Source organism: Sneathiella sp. HT1-7 (genome assembly GCF_020731145.1).
Classification (GTDB): domain Bacteria; phylum Pseudomonadota; class Alphaproteobacteria; order Sneathiellales; family Sneathiellaceae; genus Sneathiella.
Window position 1 is genome coordinate 832893 of record NZ_JAJFZN010000001.1, and the last position, 25483, is coordinate 858375.

Below are 25483 nucleotides of genomic sequence, written 5' to 3' on the forward strand. Positions count from 1 at the left end.
ATACATAAGCAATTTTCATAAGACCCAACCTCATCGGTTTCCGACATTCTCGTCATATTCTGATCCTTTAATCCCTTTATCTTCCATATACAGCGTAGTAAAATAGATGAATCTTCAAGAGCTTAAGAAAAAATCCCCAGCAGAAATCCTTGAACTGGCGGAAACGCGTGAAATTGAAAACGCCTCCACCCTGCGTAAGCAGGAACAGCTTTTCGCCATTCTTAAATATGAGGCCGAAAATGGCGCCGAAATTACCGGCGGCGGGGTGCTTGAAATTTTGCAGGATGGATTCGGTTTCTTGCGCTCACCCGATGCGAACTATCTCGCCGGACCGGATGATATCTATGTCAGCCCAAGCCAGATACGACGTTTTTCACTTCGAACAGGCGATACGGTGGAAGGGCAGATTAGAAGCCCGAAAGATGGCGAACGTTATTTCGCCCTCCTCAAAGTGCAGAAGATTAATTTCGAAGATCCCGAAAAAGCCCGTCACAAGATCAATTTCGATAACCTGACCCCGCTTTATCCAGATGAGCGCATCAAGCTGGAAACCCCTGATCCCACTGATAACAATATCAATTCCGCCCGCGTGATCGACCTCGTCTCACCGCAGGGCAAGGGCCAGCGCGCCTTGATCGTGGCGCCGCCGCGGACTGGTAAAACTGTTCTGTTGCAGAATATTGCCAATTCCATCACCACCAATAACCCGGAAGTTTATCTCATCGTTCTTCTCATCGACGAACGGCCCGAGGAAGTGACGGATATGAAGCGCTCCGTAAACGGCGAAGTGGTGAGTTCCACCTTTGATGAGCCAGCCTCGCGCCACGTACAGGTTGCCGAAATGGTGATTGAAAAGGCGAAGCGCCTGGTTGAGCATAAACGCGATGTCGTGATCCTGCTCGATAGTATCACGCGTCTCGCACGCGCCTATAACACGGTTGTGCCATCAAGTGGTAAAGTCTTGACTGGTGGTGTAGATGCCAATGCCCTGCAGCGCCCAAAACGTTTCTTCGGTGCCGCCCGTAATATCGAGGAGGGGGGATCGCTGACTATCGTCGCCACCGCCCTGATCGAGACAGGTTCGCGCATGGACGAAGTTATTTTCGAGGAATTCAAGGGCACGGGTAACTCTGAAATTATCCTTGATCGGAAACTTTCCGACAAGCGCGTCTTCCCGGCCATCGATATCACCAAATCCGGTACGCGTAAGGAAGAGCTGCTGGTTGATAAGGCCACCTTGCAAAAAATGTGGGTTCTCCGACGTATCCTCAACCCGATGGGCACGACCGACGCCATGGAATTCCTGCTCGATAAACTTAAATCCAGCAAGACCAATGACGACTTCTTCGATTCCATGAATACGTAATAAAATCATACTGTTACATTAAAAAAGGCGCCCGATTGAGGCGCCTTTTTTGTCGGGAAGTAAAATGGATCAGACGGTGAAGACGGTTGATCCTGTTGTTCTGCGTCCTTCAAGGTCTTCATGGGCCTTGCGGGCCTCGCTCAAGGGATAGGTCTGGCCGATATTGACCTTGATTGCGCCGCTGCCGACCAGTTTCATCATGTCGCCTGCAGATTTTTCAAGTTCCGGGCGGGTCGCGTTATAGGTCATCAGCGAGGGGCGCGTGACATAGAGGGAGCCTTTTGCGCCTAAAATACCCAGATCAACACCAGTAACCGGCCCCGACGAATTCCCGAAGGAGACCATCAGGCCGCGCGGGGACAGACAATCGAGGGATTTTTCGAAGGTATCCTTGCCTATGGAATCGTAAACCACGGGAACGCCTTTGCCGTCGGTGATTTCCATGACTTTTTCATGAAAATCTTCTTCCCGGTACAAAATTGTATGGGTGCAGCCATGGGCCTTGGCCAGTTCCGCTTTTTCTTCCGATCCGACTGTGCCGATGATGGTCGCGCCGATATGCTTCGCCCATTGACAGGCAAAGAGACCAACACCGCCCGCCGCCGCGTGAAACAGGATCGTATCGCCTTGTTTCACGTGAAACGTTCGCTGCAGTAGATATTCCGTTGTCATCCCCTGGAGCATCATCGCCGCGGCCGTCTGATCATCAATGCTATCGGGCAGGACAATCAGGTTATCAACGGGCATAATCCGTTCTTCTGAATAGGCCCCGATCGGCCGACCCGCATAGGCCACACGATCCCCAACCTTGAAATTTGTAACTCCGTCGCCCAGCTCCTCAATCACGCCGGCAGCTTCCATTCCTGTCGTAATGGGGAGAGGGGCGGGATAAAGACCCGTGCGGAAATATACATCTATGAAATTAAGGCCAACAGCTGTATGACGGACGCGTGCCTCTCCAGGACCTGGACTACCAACGGTCACATCCTCCCATTTCATGGTTTCCGGACCGCCATGTTCATGCTGTACGATTGCTTTTGTCATTTTCTTGTCCTTTATCTATCGCGCCCGCGAATTTCTATTATATATCAAGCGATTGTTGCTCAGTTGGCAAGGCTTTTTCGAGCCGAAGCAACGCTTCCTTCGTGTCCAGACCTCCATCACCGGAATATCCGCCCATCTTGCCACCCGCTGCCAATATCCGGTGGCAGGGAATGATAATAGGGATGGGGTTCGCGCCACAGGCAGTCCCCACCGGCTGCGCCGCGGATTTCAGGATTTTGGCGATGTCCCCATAGCTTTTGGTTTCCCCCGCCGGGATTTTCAGCATCTCTGCCCAGACTTTTTTCTGGAATTCTGTACCCGGTGGATCAAGCGGGAGATCGAAATCGCCAATTTCCCCATCAAAATAGAGATTTAGCTGCGCCACAGCCTTTTCAAGTAGCGGTGTTGTGCGTTGCCATTCTGTTGGCACCCATCCCCAATCGAGTGAGATGATCTTCCCGTCTTCCTCGGTCACGGTGAGATCTCCAATAGGGCTATGCAAACTAAGTTGCGCCATGCGCGGTGGTCTCCTTCAAAAGGGCGGCAAAGGCAGCAACATTATTTGCTGGTGGAGAGCAAGTTGGCCCGGTGCAGAGATAAACAGTTGGCTTCCCGTCGAGTTTCCCTTTTCCCTTTGCCGGGTGGTCGAAGGGTAGGTTTTCCGTATCTTCCAGTATATTCACAACTTTGGAGGGGAGGCTAATATCCTTTAAAACATTAATTATATCAATAACTTCCGCATCACTCCGACGGCCAACAATAACCACTTGTCGAGCGTTGACCAGCGTCTCAAAATTATTGAGAAGGGTCGCGAGCGGGAAGAAATTGCGGGCGAGCTCGACCGAGAAACAGCGCAAGAGATTGGTCGCCTTCTCGAATGGCTCCCGCGCACCGGAGAGTAAATGCAGCTTCGCCAGAACTTCCAGCATCGTGCCATTGCCGGAGGGCACTGCATTATCCTGCGCATTCTTGCTCCGGACGATTAATGCCTCTGCGTCATCCGCCGTATAGAAATATCCGCCACCTTTCTCGTCCCAGAAATGCTCATTCAGGATTTCTGTCCATTGTTCGGCGCGCTCCAGATAGAAGGCTTTGCCAGTGATCTCACGGAGGGTGAGCGCCGCGCGCGCCATATTGGCATAATCATCCAGCAGGCCCGTATGCATCGCCCGTCCAAGTCGGTAACTATGGTAAAGCCGACCATTTGGTTCCATGGAATGAGTTGTGAGGGCGACGAAGGCGCGCTCCGCCGCATCAATCCAGTGCACCTCCTCAAAATATTGTCCCGCGCGGGCGAGGGCGGCAATCATCAGGCCGTTCCAGTCGGTCAGGACTTTATCATCCAGCCCCGGACGGATGCGGTTTTCACGATGGTCGAATAACGCCTGGCGCCATGGCGCCATTGTCGCTTCGGTTTCCTCATCCAGCCGTTCCGGATATTTTAACCGATTGATAATATTAGTATTTTCCCAATTCCCTTCAGGAAGAATGCCATAAACTTCATTGAAATGCGGCGCATGTTCCCCGAGAATCTCATCAATTTCCGTCTTTGACCAGGTATAGAATTTTCCCTCAACGCCTTCTGAATCGGCATCGATTGTCGCCGCAAAGCCGCCTTCCTCCGTCACCATCTCACGGAGCAACCATCCTACGGTCTCGCGGATACGCTCCTCAAACAGCTCTGATTTTGTTTCATGGTGAACGGTCAGGAGTAGATCAAGAATTTGCGCATTATCATAGAGCATCTTCTCGAAATGCGGTGCGAGCCACTCTGCATCAGTGGAATAGCGCGCGAAACCTCCGCCCAGATGATCATATATCCCGCCTTGCGACATGCCGGTGAGCGCCTTTATCACGGCTTCGGAGAGTGCCGCATTGCCTGTGCGGAGATAGCTCCGCCAGATATTTTCCAATACATAGGTTTGGGGGAATTTGGGCGCCGATCCGATTCCGCCATGAACCGGGTCCGCTTCGTCAGCATATCGGGCGGCAATCCGCTCCAGCACCTCTAATGTGAGCTTAGGCCGCTCTCCCTCTTGCGTGTCATTGAGGCTCTTAAGCGCCGTTTTTAGCGCATCGCGGTTCTTGGTGACTTTCTCCGGCTCATTCTTGAAGATGTCCGAAACTGTCTGTAGAACATTGCGAAAGCCGGGCCGGCCATATGAGTTCTCAGGTGGAAAATATGTCCCGCCCCAGAAAGGCTCTCCATTGGAATTGAGGAACATGGTGAGAGGCCAGCCGCCTTGTTCACCCAAAAGAGCGAGGGCACTTTGGTAGATTTGGTCGATATCCGGCCGTTCTTCGCGATCCACCTTGATATTGATAAACAAATCATTCATCAGCGCGGCGGTTTCCTCATTCTCGAAACTCTCATGGGCCATTACATGGCACCAATGACAGGCCGCGTAACCAACACTGAGCAGGATTGGTTTCCCCTCTTTTTTGGCGAGCGCGAGCGTTTCCGCGCTCCAGGGCTGCCAATGCACGGGATTGTCTTTATGCTGAAGCAGATAGGGACTGGTCTCAAACTTCAGTAAATTTTTCATCTATAATCCTGTTCTTGGCCCCCAATTCCGGTATATAGGAGGCTATTGTCGTTTGTTGTAGCAGAGCAACCACCGCCGGATCAATGAGGAGTAAGCCGCTCATGAAGATAACTGTTGATATTGACTGTACGCCGCAGGAAGCAAGATCTTTTCTCGGGCTTCCCGAAGTTGAGAAAATGCAGGAGGCGGTGATGAAAGAGCTTCAGGCGAAGATGCTCGAAAATATCGCCAATCTCGATCCGGAAAATATGATGAAAACCTGGTTACCCGCGGGTGTACAAGGGTTGGAGCAGATGCAAAAGATGTTCTGGTCTCAATTTAACAACGGTGATAATGGCAGTAAATAGCCGCGCCATTCTGGATTGGTTACTTCGATGAGTTTTTCCGAAACGATCTTCGCGCTCGCCAGCGGGAGAGGGCGTGCCGGTGTGGCGGTGGTGCGGATCTCCGGTCCCGGCTCTGTTGACGCGCTGGAGACGTTGAGCGGGAAATCTCGGCCAGAACCACGCCGCGCTGTCCTTTGTCCTCTCTTCAGGATGATTGATAAATCTCTTATAGATCAGTCACTTGCTATATTATTTCCGGGCCCAAACAGTTTCACTGGTGAGGATGTTGTGGAACTGCATTTACATGGGGGCCCGGCTATCCTGACCGCGCTGTTTGAGGAACTATCAGGATTTCCAAATTTCCGCCCCGCGGAGCCTGGTGAGTTTACTCGTCGCGCATTCGAGCATGGAAAGATGGACTTGACTGAGGCAGAGGGGCTCGGCGATCTTGTGAATGCCGAGACGGACGCGCAGGCCCGACAAGCCCTTCGTCAGATGCAGGGGGAACTCGGGCGGCTCTATGATGGCTGGCGGGAGCAATTGATTGGGGCGCTTGCGCATCTGGAGGCTGACATTGATTTCCCGGATGAAGATTTGCCTGACGGGGTTGCGACAGCAATAGCGCCGAAAATAGTGGCTTTGCGAGGGGAAATTGAAACGCATCTTGCCGATGGGCATCGGGGAGAAAAAATTCGGGAGGGACTGGATGTTGTCATTCTCGGTGAACCGAATGTCGGAAAATCCAGTCTTCTTAACTTACTCGCCCGCCGGGACGCGGCGATTGTTTCTGATGAAGCGGGAACGACCCGTGATATTATTGAAGTACCTATGGATCTTGCGGGTTTTCCTGTAACCATCGCGGATACAGCGGGATTGCGGGAATCCGATAGTATGATTGAGCGAGAGGGTGTTAGACGGGCAAGAGAACGGGCAAAAGCAGCAGATATACGCCTTTTCATGACAACGGCTGATGCGCCTGAAATTCCTGCGGAGTTTGCAGATCTGTTTCAGAAGACTGATTATCGTTTGATAAATAAGACGGACCTCGCGGAGAATAGGGCTATATCAGACTCGGCCTGCCATGTTTTCTCCCTCTCCGTGAAAATGGGGCAGGGAATCGATGATTTAATCTCCGCATTGGAGGCGGATATAATAAACCGCCTCGATCTCTCTGGCGCGCCCGCACTCACACGGCTCCGTCATCGTCAATCATTGGAAGAATGTGTCTCTGCTCTTAACCGATTTGAATCGGCGCGGGAGCCTGAGCTAGCGGCCGAAGATGCACGGCTTGCCGTCCGGGCCTTGGGTCGGATTACCGGCCGGGTAGATGTCGAAGACATCCTCGATGTTATCTTCGGTGATTTTTGCATCGGAAAATAGGGAACTGAAGAGATGTTTCACGTGAAACATTGACCAAAATGCCATTTACGATGTTTCACGTGAAAAATTTCGAAATCGCGATACTTTCCCTGCTTGTCTTAAACCAGGCAACTCTATATGTAGGGTGACTTATTCATTAGGGTCTGACTATGAGCAAATATGATGTGATTGTCATTGGCGGGGGGCATGCGGGCTGCGAGGCGGCGGCGGCTTCCGCGCGTCTTGGGGCGGCCACTCTCCTGATCACGCACAAACTCGAGACCATTGGCGAAATGTCCTGTAATCCTGCCATCGGCGGGTTGGGCAAGGGCCATCTGGTGCGAGAGATTGACGCGTTGGATGGGGTGATGGGTCGGGTTGCCGATGCGGCCGGTATTCAATTCCGTCTTCTTAATCGCCGGAAAGGTCCCGCAGTAAGAGGCCCGCGCGCGCAATCCGATCGGAAACTCTATCGCGAGACTATGCAGGCGGCCCTTCATAACCAGCAGAACCTGACTATCCATGCGGCTGCGGTCGAGGATTTGATTGTTAATAATGGATCCGTTTCCGGGGTAATCACAGCAGACGGAGAGGAAATTCAAGCCGGTAAAGTGATTCTGACCACCGGGACGTTTCTCCGTGGCCTGATCCATATGGGAGAAACAAAAATTCCAGCGGGCCGAATTGGTGATGCACCGTCGAACGGCTTATCTATCACGCTTGAGCGCGCTGGCTTTGAACTCGGGCGTCTTAAAACCGGCACACCCGCCCGGTTGGACGGGAAAACAATTAATTGGTCCGTGTTGGAGGAACAAGCCGGGGATGATGTGCCTGTGCCTTTTTCCTTTCTTACCAAAGAAATTTCAACACCGCAGGTCAATTGTCATATTACGGGCACCAGCGAGGAAACCCACCGGATTATCCGTGACAACCTGCATCGCGCCCCGATGTATTCGGGCCAGATAGAAGGGACGGGGCCGCGTTACTGTCCCTCCATTGAGGATAAAGTCGTCCGTTTTGCCGATAAATCAAGCCATCAGATTTTTCTGGAGCCCGAAGGGCTTGATGATGATACGATTTATCCGAACGGTATTTCGACGTCATTGCCTGAGGATGTTCAAATGGCGTTTCTCCGCTCCATTCCGGGGTTGGAAAAAGTCGAATGGTATCGTCCAGGCTACGCCATTGAATATGATTTCGTTGATCCGCGCGAATTAAAGCCAACATTGGAGACGCGCCGCCTGAAGAACCTTTTTCTTGCCGGACAGATAAACGGCACAACGGGATATGAAGAGGCAGCAGCCCAAGGCCTGATGGCAGGCCTCAATGCTGCGCGGCAGGCCGGCGGCGGTGAGGATATTATTCTCGATCGCGCCGATGCCTATATTGGTGTGATGATCGATGACCTGGTCACGCGCGGGACGAAAGAACCGTATCGCATGTTTACATCTCGTGCGGAATACCGGTTGATTTTGCGCGCGGATAATGCGGATCAACGCTTGACCGGCCTTGGGATGGAGGTTGGATGTGTCGGATCCGAGCGAGCCAGTCAATTTACAGAAAAACGAGAGGATCTCGCGACAGCGCGGGCCCTATTTGATGATCTTAACCTCACACCCAACGAAGCGCGTAAATACGGGCTCAATGTGAATCAGGATGGGGTGCGCCGTTCCGCGCGTGATTTGTTGGCCTATCCGGACATTGGGGTTGAGGATATTTCCCGCATTTGGCCAGAAGTTTCGGAGATCAAGGCGGATATTTTGGAACAACTTGCCATTGACGCTCAGTATAGCGGCTATTTGGAACGACAAAAATCTGATATTCAGGATTTTCGCAAAGATGAATCTCTTCAGTTTCCTGACTCGCTGCGCTTTGAACAGGTGGCGGGTCTCTCGAATGAAGTTCGGCAGAAACTTTCTGATGTCAGGCCAACAACCCTCGGGCAGGCGGCGCGTATTTCAGGGGTAACTCCGGCGGCTCTTACGGCACTTTTGTCTCATGTTAAGCGCGGTGCGCATCGCCATCATGGCTGATCAAACAAAGGCTCTTGGATCAGGCGGATTTCAGAATGTCAGCAATGTTTCACGTGAAACATTGGACAAGTTGATTATTTATGGCGGCTTGCTTGAAAAATGGCAAAAGGCGATCAATCTCGTTGGAAAATCCACTCTCAAGGATCTTTGGCGGCGGCATATGCTGGATAGTTATCAACTTCTCGATCTGGCGTCGAAAAAAAGTGGAAGCTGGATTGATCTAGGGAGCGGGGCAGGCTTTCCGGCCTTGGTAGTGGCAATCTGTAGTGAGTTCGATGTGCACGCCATTGAAAGCGATCAACGCAAATGCCTGTTCATGAGCAATGTTTCACGTGAAACATCGGCCAATCTTACTCTCCATCGCGGCCGGATTGAAGAGATTTCGCCCTTTTCGGCCGATGTAATTTCGGCCCGCGCGTTGGCGCCCCTCGATAAACTGCTCGATCTTGCGGCACCCTTTGCTCATAAGGAAACAGAATTTCTCTTTTTAAAGGGACAAGATGTAGATGAGGAATTGACCAAAGCCTCTAAATGTTGGATTATGGACGTCGAAAAACGTTGTAGTTTAACAAGTGAAGACGGTCACATCCTGAAAATTACGGGATTACGCCGCCGATCATCGTCAAGAGAGGCAGAAAATCATGAGTAAGGATGTTGCAGGTCTTCGAAATTCGGCAACGGCGCGTATTCTGGCCATTGCAAACCAAAAAGGCGGTGTCGGCAAAACCACCACAACTATCAATCTGGCAACGGCCCTTGCCGCAATTGGGCAACGCGTCCTGATTATTGATATCGATCCGCAGGGAAATGCCAGCACGGGATTCGGAATCGGCCGGGAAGACCGGGAACACAATGTTTACGGCGTTCTGATGGGAACAACGCTGATCCAGACGGCTATCCATAAGACAAATATCCCCCAGCTTGACCTGGTACCCTCCACCGCCGATCTTTCCGGCGCGGAATTGGAGCTGATTGAGCTTCCGCGTCGAAGCCATCGCCTTTATGACGCGGTGTCTGAAGTCCGCGGCGACTATGATTATATCCTGATTGACTGTCCGCCATCGCTAAACCTGTTGACACTCAACGCCATGGTGGCCGTCCATGCGGTGGTCGTGCCGCTGCAGTGCGAGTTTTTCGCTCTTGAAGGACTCAGCATGCTGATAAAAACGATTGAGCGGGTGCGTCTGACTCTCAATCCGGCGCTGGAGATCCAGGGTGTTGTTTTGACCATGTTCGATAAGCGGAATAATCTTTCCCTGCAGGTCGCACAGGATGTCCGGGATTTCCTCGGCGAAAAGGTTTACCGGACTGTAATCCCTCGCAACGTACGGATTTCGGAAGCGCCCAGCCATGGCAAGCCCGTGCTGATCTATGATCATCGCTGTGCCGGAAGTCAGGCCTATATCCGCCTTGCCAGTGAAGTGATCCGGCGGGAACGCCATCTGAACGCAGCCTGACGGGCTGGAATGTGAATAAGTGATGTCTGACGATAATTCAAAAAAGAAACTGGGGCGGGGATTGTCCGCCCTTCTTGGCGATGATGCCGCCACGGATTATGCCGATCTGGATAAAGTCCGCTCGGCCAAGGAAGTTCCGGTGGAGCAACTCCGTGCGAACAAGTATCAGCCGCGTCTCGACTGGGATCTGGAGGCGCTCGAGAGCCTGTCTGCCTCCATCGCGGAAAAGGGGGTTCTGCAACCTATTCTAGTGCGCCGTAATCCCGGCAGCTATAGCGAATATGAAATTGTTGCGGGCGAGCGGCGTTGGCGTGCGGCCCAGCAGGCACAGCTTCACACGGTGCCGGTCATCATCAAGGAGCTGACCGACGCGGAATCGATGGAAATTGCGCTGATCGAGAATATTCAGCGTGAAGATCTCTCCTCGATCGAGGAAGCGGAAGCCTACAAGCGGTTGATGGGTGAATTTGACCATACCCAGGAAAGTCTGTCGCAGCATGTTGGCAAAAGCCGGACACATGTCGCAAATATGATGCGCCTTCTAACCCTGCCCGCGTCGGTTCAGACGATGGTGAGGGAGGGAAGCCTCTCCGCCGGTGCGGCGCGTACATTGATTAATCATGACAATGCGGAGAAGCTGGCGAAAAAGATCGTCGCAGAAGGATTAAGTGTAAGAGCCGCAGAAAAGCTGGCAAAAAGGGGCGATGAGGAACCGCGCACAGAGACAAAAATCGCTCGTGTCCCCAAGGCGGCCAAGGTTGAGAAGAGCCCGGATGTACGGGAACTTGAAGATGATCTTACAAATGCAATCGGCATGGCGGTGGAGATTGATCATTTCGCCGACGGTCGCGGCACGGTGACCATTAATTACGGAAATCTCGACCAGCTTGACGATGCGTGCCGGCGTTTGACCCGTGAACCCCTTCCGACGCTCAATGAAAGCAAGGAGGAAGACCCCATCGAAGAAGGGGATGACCTCCGCGATGAGTTCGCGGCCTTTAAAAAAGACGCCGAAGCCGATGTAAACGCGGCGGAAGATGCCTCCGAAGAGACTACGGCTGAAGAAACGGACGAAATAGAAGACGCCGGTTCCGAATATGATTACGACGATGAAATCAAGGACGCTCTTGGCGACGCATTGAAAGAATAATTCAATTTAAAATTGTTCCGAAAGCGATTGATCGTCAATATATTCCATATGACTGCAGGAAACCACAGCGATGATAAGGGCGGGCCGCTATCTTCCGGCTGGCATGCATTGGTCTGTGAGCTTTTGGTGGAAGAAATTTCGAAAAGCCAGGCGTTCTGGTGCGATGTTTTAGGATTTCGTGTCGCATATGAGCGTGAATCCGAAAAATTCGTATATCTTGAACGACAGCTTAAAGATGGCCGCGGAGCACAGGTTATGCTGTGTCAGCGCTCTGGCCGTTGGGAAACAGGGCCAATGACACCCCCTTTGGGTCAGGGGGTGATGTTTCAGATCTGCGTTGACGATATTTCTAGTCTTCAGGATGCTCTTGCGTGCGCAAATTGGCCAATACATAGCTCGCTTCGTGACATTTGGCGAACCGTTGGTGACAGGGAACAGGGCCAACGTGAAATATTTGTTCTCGACCCTGATGGTTACCTTTTAATGCTCTATCAGGCACTTGGTGAGAGACCGGCCCAAAATTAGGAGTAAAACCAGGTAGTTATCTCAAAAAAATTAGTGCGGCAGGGTACGGAAATGCTCTACCATATAGTCGATAAAGACGCGTACCTTGGGGGAGAGATTTCTTTTGTCGGAATAGACGGCGAAAATGTCCGTTGGGTCTTCCTCATAGTCGGGGAGGAGGGTGATTAGATTACCTGAGGCAATATCCGCCTCAACAAGGTAAGACGAAAGCTGCGCGATACCAAGCCCGGCAAGGGTCGCATGATAAACGGCATCGGCACTGTTGGCATTGAAATTACCGCTCGCGGCATAAGTCCAGGTCTCATCTCCGCGTTTAAAATGCCAGTCATTCCAATGAGATACTGTAGAAATCCTGAGGCAATTATGGTTTTTAAGGTCTGCAGGGGACTTGGGCATTCCATGGGCGGCGATGTAGGAAGGTGCGGCGCAGAGGAGACGCTTACTACTCCCAAGCTTGCAGGCAACCAGGGACGTATCGGTGATTTGCTCCGGAAAGCGGATGGCGAGATCAAATTCAGAATCAGAAAGGTCTATATGCCGGTCGGTAAGTTCCAATTCCACCTTTAAGGCGGGGTAACTGGCGGTAAAGGCAGGCATAAGTGGCATCAGACGCGCTTTTCCGAAGGCAACCGTCGCAGCAATTCGCAAATTCCCCTGCGGACGGCCGCTAAATGACTGCGCCAATTCCTCGGCGCGATGCACTTCCGCGGAAATTTGTGCGCAGCGTTCGTAAAAGCTGCGCCCCTCCAACGTGGTGGTGACATGCCGGGTTGAACGGTTGAGAAGCCGCACGCCGAGCTTATCCTCAAGCTGGCTGATCTGCTTGCTCACCGCGGACGGTGTGAGGCCAAGGCTGCGGGCCGTAGCAGAAAAGCTGCCGTGATCCACCACATTGGCGAACAGGATCATCTGACTGGCAATATCCATGGGCTATTCTCTATCTATTCCTCTCAGGCACAGCAGCTATGACCAAAGTCGGCCTTTTCAAATACCGCAACGCAACATATGTATTGCAGTGCAGCATAAATATGGCTGCAGACGATTTCTTTCGCAAGAGTAAAAGAGGAAATTTCGATGAATGATTTGTTTCAAGGCAAAACGGACGGAAATATCACACTTGCGGACATCAACAGCGGCATTCGGGAGGCACGACGGCTTAGAAGTGAAGAAGTTCACCGGCTGTCTGGAGTTGCCATGATGTGGGTCCGCAAAGAAATTCAACAGTTTGCGCAAGCGAGCAAACACGCCGGTGTATGGATAATCCGTAAAATGGAGACCATGACGGAACGGCATCAGCAAACCAGGGTGCATTATGACTAACCCTGTAAAAACGGCATTATTACAGCCCCGGCATGGCATTCTCACCCCGATTTACCGGGAATTACGCCCAATGGAGCATTATATGCTGCAGGATCACCTGATCCGCCTAAGCCCGGAAACCAGGGCGTGGCGTTTTGGTGGGCCCGTTTCTGAGCGGATAATTGTCAATTACGCCCGCAATGAAGGGCAGCCAATGCCAATTATCTGCGGTGCCTTTATCGGAGATACACTTCGTGGGGTGGTGGAACTCCGGTTTGATCGGGATAAGCCACGCCATACGGCCGAATTGGCCATTAGTGTCGAAGACGACTGGCAGGATATTGGTATCGGCACGCGCCTGATGGCGCTCGCGTTACGGTGTGCTCGGGACAACGGGATTGCCCGGCTTGAGGTGAATTTTCTGCCTCATAATGCGGCCATGCGCCGCCTTGCCTGGAAGTTTGGTGCAAGTTTCTCCCACCAGACGGGTCTAACAAAGGGTATTTTCTCTCTGTCAGGCCGAAACTTTGCGGATGTTGCCGGGTCCAAGCGACCGCAATAGTTTGCTCTGGTGACCCCGCCCGCCGCTCAACCTGTCAGCCCTTAATATAGGGTGGACTTTTGGCGGGCGGGGAGCTCTGCATCATATGCCTTGGCGTCGAAGTCGGGTTTGGCAGCCTTCGTCATCTGACCGGCCGTCGGCACGTCTTTTTTGTCAATTTGTGCGGCCGGATCCCAGAGTTTCGAGCGTTTCAGTGCGCGCGCGCACTGGAAATAGACAGCGTCTATCTCAACCAGAACAACCGACCGTGGCGTCGTGGCGCCAACCTTAAAGCTTTGAATTAATTGAGGTTCCGTTGTTATGACGGCGTGTCCGTTGATCCGCAGGCACTCCTCAATCCCCGGGATCAGGAAGAGAAGCGCGATGCGCGGATCATGGACAATATTGCGCAAGGTATCGATACGGTGATTGCCGCGCCGGTCCGGAATGGCGATATGCCGGTCATCCAGAACGTGAAAAAGCTGGCCCACTGCGTCGCCGCGCGGCGAACAATCAAGCCCGTCCGGCCCGCAGCTTGCCAAAGCAAAGAACGGCGATTTCTCGATCCATTGCCGGTATTCCGGTGTGAGCGACGGTGTCTCCTTCGCAAGTGAAATGGGATTAACGGCGTCATAAAGCGCCTCTAACGCCTCAATTGACGTAATTTCATGCGAATCCGGCATTGTCGTATATTCCAAAATCAAATTTTCAATAGCTCTACTAACTCACACATGTCCTTAAATACTTTCGCGCCGGTGGCGGCGAGGTCGGCACCGTTGTGATGGGGGGCGAAGCCATAGCAGGGGATGTCGGCGCGGGCGGCGCCGGTCGAGCCGAGGACGCTATCCTCAATCACCACGGCACGGGCGGGTTCCACCTTGAAGGCAGCGAGTGCCGCCTGAAACAGCGCCGGATCGGGTTTCGAGGTTTTGAGCGTATGGGCGGAGAACATCGCCCCCTCAAATCGCGGGAGAAGGCCGGTCTGGCCGAGGGTAATAGCCATTTTTTCCTCACTCCCGTTGGAGGCAACGCAAAAGGGAAGGCGGATCGCATCGAGACGGTCCAGAATGTCGTGGATTCCCGCCATGGCGGGCACGCCTTGCTTCAACGCAGCAAATTCTTCGGCGTAGACTTCCTTTATCCACCCCTCCGGGAGCGAGGCGCCAAGCTTTTTTGCTTCCTTTTCCACATTCACCATGCTCCACCCGGTGAATAGGGCCGTGCATTCCTCAGCGGAGAGGGAAAGGCCATGGCGAGTGAGATTTTCAGCAAGGACAGCGTTGGACGTGGGTTCCGTATCCACCAGGACGCCGTCGCAATCGAAAATAATCAGATCAGGGCGCGCCATGACTCGTTATCTCCTCCGGTTGGCCATGGCAATGCGCATAAGTGCCCGGCGGCAGATCGCTTCATCCGGATAACCTGTTGATTTGCATTTAATTTCCGCATCAAGCGTGATGTCGAGGCAGGTCGCGAAATGCGCACTCGACTTGCCGCCAATCTCCGCCGCCGCCTTTTTCTGGTTGAAAAACGGAATGCCCGCCTTGCGGATCGCATCCTCGGCGCGGGCCCCGGCATCGCGGATTGCGGCGGCCTTGTGCAGCTGTTTCAGCTGATTCTGGATCATGCGAAGAAAGCCGATGGGGCTTTCCCCCGCAGAAAATGCCTTGTTGAGGTATTTCTCCAGCCCGTTCAGATCGCCCAGCAAGGTCGCATCAATCACATCGAAGATACTTTGCGCGCTGGAATCACCGATATTGGCCCGCACATCGGCAAGGGTCATCGGATCTGTCCGCCCGCGCATATACAGCACCAGTTTTTCAAGCTCTCCCCGGGAAATTGCCCGGTCCCCGCCGAGATTTTCGCGCAAATACTCCATCACCTCGCGCGACGGTGTGAGGTTCGCCGCGCCCAATACCTCGTTGATAAGGCTAAGGATATCCTGCGACTTGTCATGAAAACAGGGCGTCACGGCACCATTCGGCGCCTTGCTGATCATTTTAACGAGGGCACTGTCTTTACGAATGTCCCCCGCCTCGATCACCAGTACGCTGTCGGTGAGGTCCAGCTCCAACACAGGCTCGATATAGCCTTTGGCGTTGTTATTCGCGCCGCGCAGGCGGACAACGCGTTCCCCGCCCATCATGGAGATGGCCGTCACCTCATCCAACAGCCGCGCAGGGTCCGAGCTGAGATCGCTGGCCTCCATCTCTATATAACGGAACGGATCATCGAGGCTTTCAACGATACTCACGCAAATCGCGCGGGAAAGCTCTCGCACAAGGCCCTCATCGGGCCCAAACAGGAGAAAAATGCGGTATTTCGGGTCGCGGGACTTAAGAAAGGCGGGAATTTGGTTGCTTTTCAGCTCCACCGGATCATCGCCCTGCGAAGAAGACGGAAAGCTGTTGATTGATCTGTTCGGCGGCGACCAGGGCGGCGCGCTTTTCCGCGTTATTCGCGGCGGCGAGGTTGGCAAATTCCGACTGCACCACGTTGTAGGAGGCAATATTTTGTGTTGAGCCGGAGTAAATTGCCTCTTTCCCGGTGGCATCGGTCAGGCGAAATTTGCTGTTGAGCGTCAGGTTATAGCGGGTCTTGGTGTCGTCATTCTGGATGGCGAGGCCCTCGGACAGCACCTCGATAACGACGGCAAGACGATAGGCCGGCGTTCTCGGAATGCCGCCCGGATTGGCAAGATCAAGTAATTCATTGCGAAGGATCTGGCCCGTCCGTCCGCCGATCGGCTCCACATAGATTTGAGCGAGCTTTTCCTGTACCCCGGCGTTTCGCGTCGCGCTGCCATAGAGCGGCTGAAAACCGCAGGCAGCCGCGAGGCTCATAATGAGGAATACAAGACTGACTCTAAATAACGACATTGACGATCCGGTTCGGTACAACGATGACTTTGCGAATGGTATTTTCGCCAATTGCATTCTGGACTGATTTTTGCGCGAGCGCAATTTCTTCCACTTTTGCCGCGTCCTCATCGAGTGCCACCTCTATGGTGCCGCGCAGCTTGCCTTTTACCTGCACAGCCATGGTAATCTGGTCCTCTTTGATAAGCGCTGGATCAGCTTGCGGCCAGCGCGTCTCCACCAACATGGTGTCATGATCCAATGTCTGCCAGAGTTCCTCTGCAAGGTGAGGCATCATCGGCGCGACGAGCTGGACCATGATCTCCATACTCTCGCGCAGAGCCCACTTTCCGCTGGCATCTTCTTCGAATTTATAATCGCTCAGGGCCTTCATAAACTCATAAATACGCGCGATGGCATTGTTGAAATGCAAATTCTCGATATTGTCCGTGACCTGTGCCACCGTTTTATGCGCGGCCTTGCGGAGCTTGATCGCTTCTTCGGAAAATTTTTCAGGCATTGCCGTGCCGGAGGCGGCAGCCATTTCCTGATTTTCGAGGATATAACGATGGAGACGCTGGACGAAGCGCCAGGCACCGGTTGCGCCCGCATCGGTCCATTCCATGTCGCGATCAGGCGGGCTGTCGGAGAGGACATACCAACGCGCGGCATCGGCGCCGAATTTTTCGATAATCGCGCCGGGATCAACAACATTTTTCTTCGATTTCGACATCTTCTCGACGCCGCCAACGGTGACGGCGTTGCCGGTTGAGAGTTCGATCAGTTCCCCGGCGTCATTATGATCCACCTCATCGGGCAGCAGCCATTCGCCGGTCGTGGATTTATAGGTCTCATGGGTCACCATGCCCTGCGTGAACAGCCCGGCAAAGGGTTCCTCCACATCGGACCAGCCGGTTTGCATCATCGCGCGTGAATAAAAGCGAGAATAGAGCAAATGCAGGATCGCATGTTCGATCCCGCCGATATACTGATCAACGGGCAGCCAGTAGTCGACTTTCTCGCGCTCCACCGGCTGATCGGCGCGCGGGGAACAGAAGCGTGCGAAATACCATGATGAATCCACGAAGGTATCCATTGTGTCCGTCTCGCGCGTTGCCTCACCGCCGCATTCCGGGCAATCGACATGCTTCCACGTCGGATGATGGTCGAGCGGATTGCCCGGCTTATCAAATGTCACGTCATCAGGGAGCTTAACAGGGAGATTTTCTTCAGCTTCGGCCACTGTGCCGCATTTAGCGCAATGGATCATCGGGATAGGGCAGCCCCAGTAGCGCTGCCGCGAGAGGCCCCAGTCACGCAGCCGGTAATTGATCTTTTCCGTGCCTTTGTCCATTTCCTCAAGTCGGCGGATAATCTCGGACTTTGCGGCCTCAACCTCCATGCCGTTCAGGAAATCGGAATTGATGATTTTTCCGGGGCCGGTATACGCCTCGTCACCAATTTCCGGGTCCGCACCGTCCTGCGCCACAACAGGAGTGACCTCCAGGCCGTATTTTCGCGCGAAATCAAGGTCGCGCTGATCATGGGCAGGACAGCCGAAAATTGCGCCGGTGCCATAATCCATCAGGACGAAGTTGGCGACATAAATAGGCAGTGTTTTGCCGGAAATAAAAGGGTGGGCGACTTCAAGGCCCGTGTTGACGCCCCGCTTTTCCGCCTTTTCAATGGCTTCTTCGCTGGTGCCCATCTGATGGCATTCGGCGACGAAGGCGGCAATCTCGGGGTTGTCTTTCGCCAGCCGCTGGGTCAGCGGATGATCGGCGGACACCGCCATGAAACTCGCGCCGAACAGGGTGTCGGGGCGCGTTGTATAGATATTGAGCGGGTCATCCTCGCCAATGATATCAAACGCGATATGTGCGCCCTGTGAGCGACCGATCCAGTTCTGCTGCATCAGGCGGACGCGGTCAGGCCAGCGGTCGAGTGTGTCGAGGGCAGTTAAGAGCTCCTCGCTATAGTCGGAAATGCGGAACATCCATTGATCCAGTTTCCGTTTCTCGACCACGGCGCCGGAACGCCAGCCCTTGCCGTCGATCACCTGCTCATTGGCGAGCACGGTCATATCGATAGGATCCCAGTTGACCCAGGTTTCTTTGCGGTAGACGAGGCCTTTCTTGAAGAAATCAAGGAAGAGCTTTTGCTGATGCCCGTAATAACCCGGATGGCAGGTCGCGATTTCCTTGCTCCAGTCGAGGGAAAGGCCCATGCCCTTCAACTCGTCGCGCATATGGGCGATATTGGCGTAAGTCCAGTCGGCGGGATGGACGCCCTTGTCGCGGGCGGCGTTCTCGGCGGGCAGGCCGAAGGCATCCCAACCCATGGGATGAAGCACGTTAAAGCCTTGCGCCGTTTTGTAACGCGCGACGACGTCGCCCATGGTGTAATTGCGGACATGGCCGATATGAATGCGCCCTGACGGATAGGGAAACATCTCCAGCACGTAGTATTTGGGCTTGGCCGGATCGGCCTCTACCTCGAAACTTTTATGCTCGGCCCAGCTGGCCTGCCATTTGGTTTCTACTTCTTTCGCATTATAGCGGGACATAGGCTGTTTCCCGTTCCATCTTGATCTTAAGTGTCTAAAAGGCGCCTGTGCCCGCCTTCCTCATTCTCATAAAAGATTGGGGTGCGAACTCTTATGGGCCCGGTTCTTATAAGGTTATTCGCCTTCGCGCGCTACCCTAAGGCTGCGTGCCTTGGAAAGAATGGCATTTTCAAGATCCGCCGTAACCTTGGGTGCAAGCGGGACAGCGATCCACTGGTTGACGGTATCGAGGTTCTGCTTGAAGGCGGTGACGCGTACCCCGTCTGCGCGCAGACGCCGATCGAGAATATAAACGGTTACCTTGAAACGCTCATTTGGGGAATCGGGGGAGGAATACCAGTCTGTGATAATCACGCCACCGAAAGGATCTGCCGAGGAAAGCGGCATAAAGGAGAGAGTGTCGAGCGAGGCGCGCCACAGATAGGCATTAACCCCAAGACCACCGCCGGAACCGACGCCATTCTGCAGATCTTTATCATCGTCGCCAAAAATTCCGCCTTTTCCAAAAATTGTATCGTCCGGCACATTTCCTGTTTGATAAACGACGCCGCGGCTGGATTCCGGGAAGTTGGATTTTGCGCTCAAATCAGATTCACAACCCGCCAGCAATAATGCCAAGCAACAGCCGGCTGCTAATGCATATAATTTTTGTCGTGTCATATCTGTCTGAATCCTTATTTCCTCTGGCCACTAAACGCTCAAAATTGGGCGAAATCAAGAAAAGGTGAGTTTATGCCAGCTTTCCGCTTTTGAGAACAGGAGAAAATGGCCGTGAACCAATATATCCCCTGAACCGGGGGTCCGCCATCAGGTCAGCGATAAAAACGCTCTTCACAAAAACTTCATGGGAAAGTTTGTGATGCTAGTCACAAGTGATCCCGGATCGCTTGACGTGCCACAATTCATTGCTCATTAATTCCGCCGGACCGCTGGGGCGCCTCGGTCATTCGCTTTTATTATCAATCTATTATGCAGCTGTTGCTCGGCTGCCAGGAGTCAAAATGAAAAAGGCAATTTTGGGTACGACAGCGCTTGTTGCCGCTGGCGCATTCGCTACCTCACCGGCCTCCGCGTCTGATAAAATTCAGCTAGGAGTTGGTGGTTACATGCAGTCCACTTACTTCTACCAAGACAGCGATGAGCCAGCAGGCACAGCATCACGTACTTCCGACCGGGTAACTCAAGAAGGTGAAATTCATTTCACCGGCGAAACAACACTCGATAATGGCCTGAAATTCGGTGTCAACGTTCAGCTCGAAGCTTATCAGGCGACTGACCAGATCGACGAAACCTACATTTATGTTGAAGGTTCTTTCGGCCGTGTTCTTCTTGGTTCTGAAAACAGTGCATCTTACCTGATGCATTACACCAGCCCGTCGCCAGTTCCGATGTATTCGGCGGATTCGAATAACATTGCACCGACAGGTCAGGCCAACACGACCTATAACAATATGTTCTCCGATGCCGACAAAATCACATACTTTTCGCCTCGGTTTGCTGGCTTCCAGTTTGGTGCGTCCTATGTTCCCGACGGAAATGCTGAAACCGGCTCAAGCGGTAATACCCAGTTCCAGGCGCCTGCGTTGGAAACCGGTCTTGATCGTGGTTACTCTGTCGCTGTCAACTATGTTAACAAATTCGGTGGCGTTGATGTAGGTGTCTCCGCCGGTTATGAACAAGCTGATGTAACAGTCACTACTACAGCTCCAGTTTATGCGTTTAATCCGTCAACAGGTGGGTCTACGCTCGTAACTCCGGCAGTTACGGCTGATGGCGAAGATCAGGAAGCATATAGCTTCGGCACATCCGTTGGTGTCGCCGGATTTACAGTCGGTGCGGGCTATTCAAAGATTGAAAACCTATCAGGTGTTTCAGGCGATGATAGAAAAACTTGGTCCGCTGGTCTGAAATACGGTCAAGGCCCTTGGGCAGTTGGCGTACAGTACTCAAAAAGTACCGATGAGCCCGCCGCGGGTGCCGATATTGATGCGACGACATGGATCATCGGCGGTCAATATGTACTCGGCCCGGGAATCACCGCATTCGGAGGTGTTGAAATCGATGACAACGACCTGGCAGCAAGTACGGCAACTCGTATGGCCGGAAAAACAAACACATTCTTTGTGGGTACAGCTGTAAGCTTCTAAACCCCTACTCAATTTGAATGGCATATGAAAGAGGGCAAAGATTCTGCCCTCTTTTTTATTAGATTCTGACACGGCAGCAGGATTCTGCACTTGCCGCAGTTTTGGCATGAAAATAGCAGAAATATTGATATAACCGGGCGTCGATACTGTTTTTGCTGGCGACCTTTAAAAACGACGAAAATAAAATAGGTTATGCCTCATTCCTGATGTGCCAATGCAAACATGATTAACGAAGTATGACCTAATTGTGACTTTTTGAGCACAGTCATTCGAATTTGGAGAAAAGGCCATCGTCTTGCGCTTGACCAGATGGCCGTTAACCTTCTTTACTCCCTCTTGACTTACGGGCCGTTTGGCCTTGCGTCTGTATTTTAATCTTAGTTCTCTAGCTTGTTGTGAGCAGAGGGGAGACAAAATGAAAAAAGCAATCTTGGGTACGACAGCGCTCGTTGCCGTTGGTGCACTCGCTGCAGCACCGGCTTCCGCGTCTGAAAAAATCGCCTTGGGTGTAGGCGGCTATATGCAGTCCACCTATTTCTATCAGAGTTCCGATGAGCCAGCTGGTACGCCGGATCGTACTTCTGACCGTGTAACGCAAGAAGGTGAAATTTTCTTCACCGGTTCAACAACTTTGGACAATGGCCTGAAATTCGGTGTCAACGTTCAGCTTGAAGCTTATGAAGCAACAGATCAGGTCGACGAAACATACATCTATGTTCAAGGCTCTTTCGGTCGTGTTCTTCTCGGTTCTGAAGACTCTGCTGCATACCTGATGCATTACACGAGCCCATCACCGGTTCCAATGTATTCTGCTGACTCAGCTAACATCTATCCTACGGGCCAAGGCAACACGACTCGTCCGAACATGTTCTCTGACTCAGACAAGATCACCTACTTTACGCCGCGTTTCGCTGGCTTCCAGTTGGGTGCTTCTTATATTCCTGATGGATCTAGCCAGACTGGCACAGGCGAATCCCAGTATGCTGCACCTTCATACGATTCTGGTACAGATCGTGGTTGGTCAGTAGCTGCTAACTATGTCAACAAGTTCGGTTCAGTCGACGTAGCAGCATCTGCTGCATACCAGCAGGCTGATACGACAGTTGTCGTAACGGCTCCTGTCTACGCATTCAACCCTGGAACAGGTGGTTCTACTCTTGTAACTGCTGCTGTAACAGGTGATGGCGACGATTACGAAGAATATGCATTCGGCGTATCTATCGGTGTTGCTGGCTTCACAGTTGGTGGTGGTTACGGTGTTGACAAAAACATCTCTGGTGTTTCCGACAACGATAGCAAAGCATGGTCCGCTGGCGTTAAATACGGCATGGGCCCATGGGCAGTTGGTGTACAGTACTCCAAAACGACCTTTGAACCTGCTGCCGGTGGCGACACCGACCAGACAACTTGGCTCGTCGGTGGTCAGTATACACTCGGCCCGGGAATCACCGCATTCGGTGGTTGGCAGTATGATGACAATGATTTGGCAGCATCTTCAGCTACTCGTATGGCTGGCGACACAAGCACATTCTTTGTTGGTACAGCTCTTTCCTTCTAATCTGAAGGAAATTCTAAAGACAGAGGAGGGCAGGTTTTCCTGCCCTCCTTTTTTGTTGTCTGTTTGTATCCTGTTGATTATTTTGTCTTCGAACGGTTGTTTTTAAGAAAGCGCAAAAGCTATGGGCGGAATTATCTGGTTGGCATCGTACCCAAAGTCAGGAAACACCTGGACGCGGACCTTTATTCATAACCTGCTTCTAAATCCCAAAGAACCAACAGATATTAACAGTATGCATCATTTCACTTTAGGGGATGGCGGTAAGAAGTTTTATGAGCAAGCGAGTGGAAAGCCGTTTGAAGAATTAACCCGGCGAGAGATCGCAGCTTTGATACCCAAGGTTCATGAGATCTTTACAAAATCACACCCCGATTCAGTGTTTGTGAAAACGCATAGTGCCTTGGCAAACTTCCTTGGGGTCCCCTTGATAACAATGGAACATACGGCCGGCGCGATTTATATCATCCGCAACCCACTTGATGTCGTCATCTCGTTAGCTAGTCACTATAATCTAAGTTTGGATCAAGCAATTCATATGCTAAATAATCCAAAAGCAAAATCTGCAGAAATTGAAAGCAATATTGAACAATTTTACGGCTCTTGGTCTAATCATGTGAATTCTTGGATGCCGTTTAATCCTCAATACAAACATGTTATGCGATATGAAGATATGTTAGATAAACCCTTGGAAGTATTTGGTGGCTTAGCTAATTTCCTAGGGCTGCGCCCACCAAAGGAACGCCTTCTTAGAGCTATTGAATTTTCTTCTTTTGACGCAGTGCGCAAGCAAGAAGATATGAAGGGCTTTACCGAAAACCCTGATACAAACGAGAATTTTTTTCGTGTTGGAAAATCAGGCCAATGGAAAAGTATCTTGTCTCGCAAGCAGGTCAATAAAGTTGTTAAATGCCACCATCAAACAATGAATCAGTTTGGTTATCTCCCAGACTAGATTAATAGTAAGATTGGGCGAGTTTCATGGGTAAAATAATCTGGTTGGCGTCCTACCCAAAGTCGGGCAACACTTGGACGCGAACTTTCATAAATAATCTACTGCTTGATCCGGAAAAACCGGTAGATATCAACATCCTTTCCGATCTGACGCCGGGCGATGCCCGAAAATCCTGGTATGAAAAAGCGGCCGGGATGCCGTATCATCGCCTTTCCATGGGTCAGGTGATCACCTTGCGACCCAAGGTTCATCAGTTGATTGCTGATTTGCAGGAAGACAAGGTTTTTGTAAAGACGCATTCAATTTACGGTCAGTTGCACGGGGTACCGCAGATCAACATGGATTGCACTGCGGGTGCCATCTATGTTATCCGCAATCCTCTGGATGTGGTGATTTCCGTTTCTTCTCATTTTGGGCTTCCGATCGACGGGGCGATCAAATTGATGGGTGACCCAAATGCCTTCCTCGATGAAGCTCCGGCACTTGGAAATATACGGCAGTATTTCGGCTCCTGGTCGGGACACGCCAACAGCTGGACACATTTTGACCGGGAAAAAATGCATGTCATGCGGTATGAAGATATGCAGGACAAATCTGAGGAAACCTTTGGGGAGATGGTAAAATTCCTCAACCTGGATCTGCCGGAGGAGCGGATCGCAAAGGCGATTGAATTTTCCTCTTTTGATGTTGCGCGCAAACAGGAAGATGAAAAAGGCTTTAAAGAGCAGTCGAAAAAGAATGACAAATTCTTCCGCGTGGGCAAGGCCGGTCAATGGAAGGACAAACTCACGGATGCGCAGATCGATCAGATCACCAATACGCATCAGGTGACGATGAAATATTTCGGATATCTGCCTGAATAAGGTAGCAATTTTAAACTTCAAAGCGAAAGCTGACTTATGGGCGGAATAATCTGGCTGGCCTCCTATCCGAAATCGGGAAATACCTGGGTGCGGACTTTTCTGCACAATTTGCTGCTCAACGCCGACCGACCGGCGGATATTAACGAACTCACCAGATTTACCATCGGCGATGGGGAGAAGGTTTGGTATAAGCAGGTGACAGGTAAACCGTTCAGCAGCTTTACGGACGAAGAAAGTGCGGCGCTGATACCGAGGGTTCATCAGGCATATGCCCGCACACGTCCCGATTCCGTTTTTGTAAAAACCCATAACTGGCTTGGTAAAAAGCACGGGATTTCATTGATAACGCCGGAATTCACGGCCGGCGCGATTTATATTGTCCGCAATCCGCTGGATGTGGTGATTTCCCTCTCGGATCACTACGGGCTGGAAATTGATCAGGGCATTGAAATGATGAATGATGACAAAGCCTATAGTGGAGAAACGGATCGTAAACTCCCGGATTTCCTGAGTTCCTGGTCAAACCATGTCACCTCCTGGCAGGCGATGGATAAATCCGCCCGTCATATCTTGCGATACGAAGATATGCTTTATAAGCCGGAGAAAACATTCAGCGAATTGGCAAAGTTTCTAGGCCTTAAGCCGCCAAAGGAACGGCTTAAACGGGCAATTAAATTTTCCTCCTTTGAAACCTCGCGAAAGCTAGAGGCGGAAAAAGGGTTTAACGAACGATCTGATAAGGCAGAAAAATTCTTCAGGGTTGGGAAATCCGGGCAGTGGAAAACGGCTCTTTCGCCGGAGCAGGTTGAGAAAATTGTTGCTGCTCATCAAGATGTAATGAAAGAATTCAAATATCTGCCGCCGGGATATAAGTAGGAAATTTACCAATTTTT

General features: G+C 52.0%; 25 protein-coding genes. 15 read left to right on the forward strand and 10 right to left on the reverse strand.

Annotation, left to right across the window (positions count from 1 at the left end; translation table 11 throughout):
* Positions 1-106 precede the first annotated feature (106 nt).
* Positions 107-1366: a transcription termination factor Rho gene (gene rho / locus LKE13_RS04010; protein ID WP_227948403.1), complete on the forward strand. Its 1260-nt coding sequence runs from the start codon at positions 107-109 to the stop codon at positions 1364-1366.
* A 69-nt stretch (positions 1367-1435) separates the two neighbouring features.
* On the opposite strand, the gene LKE13_RS04015 is transcribed toward rho, so the two are convergent.
* From LKE13_RS04015 to LKE13_RS04025, 3 genes are read right to left on the reverse strand one after another with little or no spacing between them, the layout of a single operon-like run.
* Positions 1436-2410 (reverse strand): quinone oxidoreductase family protein, encoded by a 975-nt coding sequence (locus LKE13_RS04015; RefSeq protein WP_227948404.1) that lies wholly within the window; start codon positions 2408-2410, stop codon positions 1436-1438.
* Between the two features lie 37 nt (positions 2411-2447).
* A complete protein-coding gene (locus LKE13_RS04020) occupies positions 2448-2927 on the reverse strand; it encodes a methylated-DNA--[protein]-cysteine S-methyltransferase (RefSeq protein WP_227948405.1) in 480 nt (159 codons plus the stop codon).
* Positions 2914-4956: a thioredoxin domain-containing protein gene (locus LKE13_RS04025; protein WP_227948406.1), complete on the reverse strand. Its 2043-nt coding sequence runs from the start codon at positions 4954-4956 to the stop codon at positions 2914-2916. The genes LKE13_RS04020 and LKE13_RS04025 overlap by 14 nt, the downstream gene beginning before the upstream one ends.
* A gap of 101 nt (positions 4957-5057) precedes the next feature.
* Here LKE13_RS04025 and LKE13_RS04030 point away from each other — a divergent pair, with 101 nt between their 5' ends.
* The 7 genes from LKE13_RS04030 (at position 5058) to LKE13_RS04060 (ending at position 11806) form a co-directional block, all read left to right on the forward strand.
* A complete protein-coding gene (locus tag LKE13_RS04030) occupies positions 5058-5303 on the forward strand; it encodes a DUF6489 family protein (protein WP_227948407.1) in 246 nt (81 codons plus the stop codon).
* A gap of 27 nt (positions 5304-5330) precedes the next feature.
* Positions 5331-6662, forward strand: a complete 1332-nt coding sequence (gene mnmE / locus LKE13_RS04035; RefSeq protein ID WP_227948408.1) for a tRNA uridine-5-carboxymethylaminomethyl(34) synthesis GTPase MnmE — start codon at positions 5331-5333, stop codon at positions 6660-6662.
* A gap of 149 nt (positions 6663-6811) precedes the next feature.
* Complete coding sequence (mnmG, locus tag LKE13_RS04040; RefSeq protein ID WP_227948409.1) at positions 6812-8674, forward strand: tRNA uridine-5-carboxymethylaminomethyl(34) synthesis enzyme MnmG; 1863 nt, start codon at positions 6812-6814, stop codon at positions 8672-8674.
* Positions 8667-9323 (forward strand): 16S rRNA (guanine(527)-N(7))-methyltransferase RsmG, encoded by a 657-nt coding sequence (gene rsmG / locus LKE13_RS04045; protein ID WP_227948410.1) that lies wholly within the window; start codon positions 8667-8669, stop codon positions 9321-9323. The genes mnmG and rsmG overlap by 8 nt, the downstream gene beginning before the upstream one ends.
* Positions 9316-10131 carry a ParA family protein gene (locus LKE13_RS04050; RefSeq protein ID WP_227948411.1) on the forward strand — a complete coding sequence of 272 codons (816 nt, stop codon included), beginning with the start codon at positions 9316-9318 and terminating at the stop codon, positions 10129-10131. The genes rsmG and LKE13_RS04050 overlap by 8 nt, the downstream gene beginning before the upstream one ends.
* A gap of 22 nt (positions 10132-10153) precedes the next feature.
* Positions 10154-11281, forward strand: coding sequence for a ParB/RepB/Spo0J family partition protein (locus tag LKE13_RS04055; RefSeq protein WP_227948412.1), 1128 nt, complete (start codon positions 10154-10156; stop codon positions 11279-11281).
* 48 nt (positions 11282-11329) lie between these two features.
* Positions 11330-11806 carry a VOC family protein gene (locus LKE13_RS04060; protein ID WP_227948413.1) on the forward strand — a complete coding sequence of 159 codons (477 nt, stop codon included), beginning with the start codon at positions 11330-11332 and terminating at the stop codon, positions 11804-11806.
* Between the two features lie 30 nt (positions 11807-11836).
* On the opposite strand, the gene LKE13_RS04065 is transcribed toward LKE13_RS04060, so the two are convergent.
* Positions 11837-12733 (reverse strand): LysR family transcriptional regulator, encoded by an 897-nt coding sequence (locus LKE13_RS04065; RefSeq protein ID WP_227948414.1) that lies wholly within the window; start codon positions 12731-12733, stop codon positions 11837-11839.
* A 147-nt stretch (positions 12734-12880) separates the two neighbouring features.
* Between LKE13_RS04065 and LKE13_RS04070 the strand changes: the two genes are divergently transcribed.
* Positions 12881-13126 (forward strand): hypothetical protein, encoded by a 246-nt coding sequence (locus LKE13_RS04070; RefSeq protein ID WP_227948415.1) that lies wholly within the window; start codon positions 12881-12883, stop codon positions 13124-13126.
* Positions 13119-13667 carry a GNAT family N-acetyltransferase gene (locus tag LKE13_RS04075; RefSeq protein WP_227948416.1) on the forward strand — a complete coding sequence of 183 codons (549 nt, stop codon included), beginning with the start codon at positions 13119-13121 and terminating at the stop codon, positions 13665-13667. Before LKE13_RS04070 ends, LKE13_RS04075 begins: the two co-directional genes overlap by 8 nt.
* A 41-nt stretch (positions 13668-13708) precedes the next feature.
* Here the strand turns inward: LKE13_RS04075 and LKE13_RS04080 are convergent, their stop codons facing one another.
* The 6 genes from LKE13_RS04080 to LKE13_RS04105 form a co-directional block, all read right to left on the reverse strand.
* Positions 13709-14329 carry a pyridoxamine 5'-phosphate oxidase family protein gene (locus LKE13_RS04080; RefSeq protein WP_227948417.1) on the reverse strand — a complete coding sequence of 207 codons (621 nt, stop codon included), beginning with the start codon at positions 14327-14329 and terminating at the stop codon, positions 13709-13711.
* Between the two features lie 17 nt (positions 14330-14346).
* The gene (locus tag LKE13_RS04085; protein ID WP_227948418.1) at positions 14347-14994 is read right to left on the reverse strand and encodes an HAD family hydrolase; all 648 of its coding nucleotides are present in this window, start codon (positions 14992-14994) and stop codon (positions 14347-14349) included.
* Positions 14995-15000: 6 nt separating this feature from the next.
* Positions 15001-16020, reverse strand: coding sequence for a DNA polymerase III subunit delta (holA, locus tag LKE13_RS04090; RefSeq protein ID WP_227948419.1), 1020 nt, complete (start codon positions 16018-16020; stop codon positions 15001-15003).
* Positions 16021-16024: 4 nt separating this feature from the next.
* Positions 16025-16525 (reverse strand): LPS assembly lipoprotein LptE, encoded by a 501-nt coding sequence (gene lptE / locus LKE13_RS04095; protein ID WP_227948420.1) that lies wholly within the window; start codon positions 16523-16525, stop codon positions 16025-16027.
* Positions 16512-19070 (reverse strand): leucine--tRNA ligase, encoded by a 2559-nt coding sequence (leuS, locus tag LKE13_RS04100; protein ID WP_227948421.1) that lies wholly within the window; start codon positions 19068-19070, stop codon positions 16512-16514. The genes lptE and leuS overlap by 14 nt, the downstream gene beginning before the upstream one ends.
* A gap of 114 nt (positions 19071-19184) precedes the next feature.
* Positions 19185-19730: a DUF3576 domain-containing protein gene (locus tag LKE13_RS04105; RefSeq protein ID WP_227948422.1), complete on the reverse strand. Its 546-nt coding sequence runs from the start codon at positions 19728-19730 to the stop codon at positions 19185-19187.
* Positions 19731-20071: 341 nt separating this feature from the next.
* On the opposite strand from LKE13_RS04105, the gene LKE13_RS04110 reads away from it, so the two are divergent.
* From LKE13_RS04110 to LKE13_RS04130, 5 genes are all read left to right on the forward strand, one after another.
* On the forward strand, positions 20072-21217 hold the full coding sequence (locus LKE13_RS04110; protein ID WP_227948423.1) for a porin: 1146 nt from the start codon (positions 20072-20074) through the stop codon (positions 21215-21217).
* Positions 21218-21632: 415 nt separating this feature from the next.
* Entirely contained in the window at positions 21633-22775 is a 1143-nt protein-coding gene (locus LKE13_RS04115) for a porin (RefSeq protein WP_227948424.1), read from the forward strand.
* 121 nt (positions 22776-22896) lie between these two features.
* Positions 22897-23727 (forward strand): sulfotransferase domain-containing protein, encoded by an 831-nt coding sequence (locus tag LKE13_RS04120; RefSeq protein ID WP_227948425.1) that lies wholly within the window; start codon positions 22897-22899, stop codon positions 23725-23727.
* A 26-nt stretch (positions 23728-23753) separates the two neighbouring features.
* Positions 23754-24590 carry a sulfotransferase domain-containing protein gene (locus LKE13_RS04125; RefSeq protein ID WP_227948426.1) on the forward strand — a complete coding sequence of 279 codons (837 nt, stop codon included), beginning with the start codon at positions 23754-23756 and terminating at the stop codon, positions 24588-24590.
* A gap of 36 nt (positions 24591-24626) precedes the next feature.
* Positions 24627-25466: a sulfotransferase domain-containing protein gene (locus LKE13_RS04130; RefSeq protein WP_227948427.1), complete on the forward strand. Its 840-nt coding sequence runs from the start codon at positions 24627-24629 to the stop codon at positions 25464-25466.
* The last annotated feature ends 17 nt before the right edge of the window (positions 25467-25483 follow it).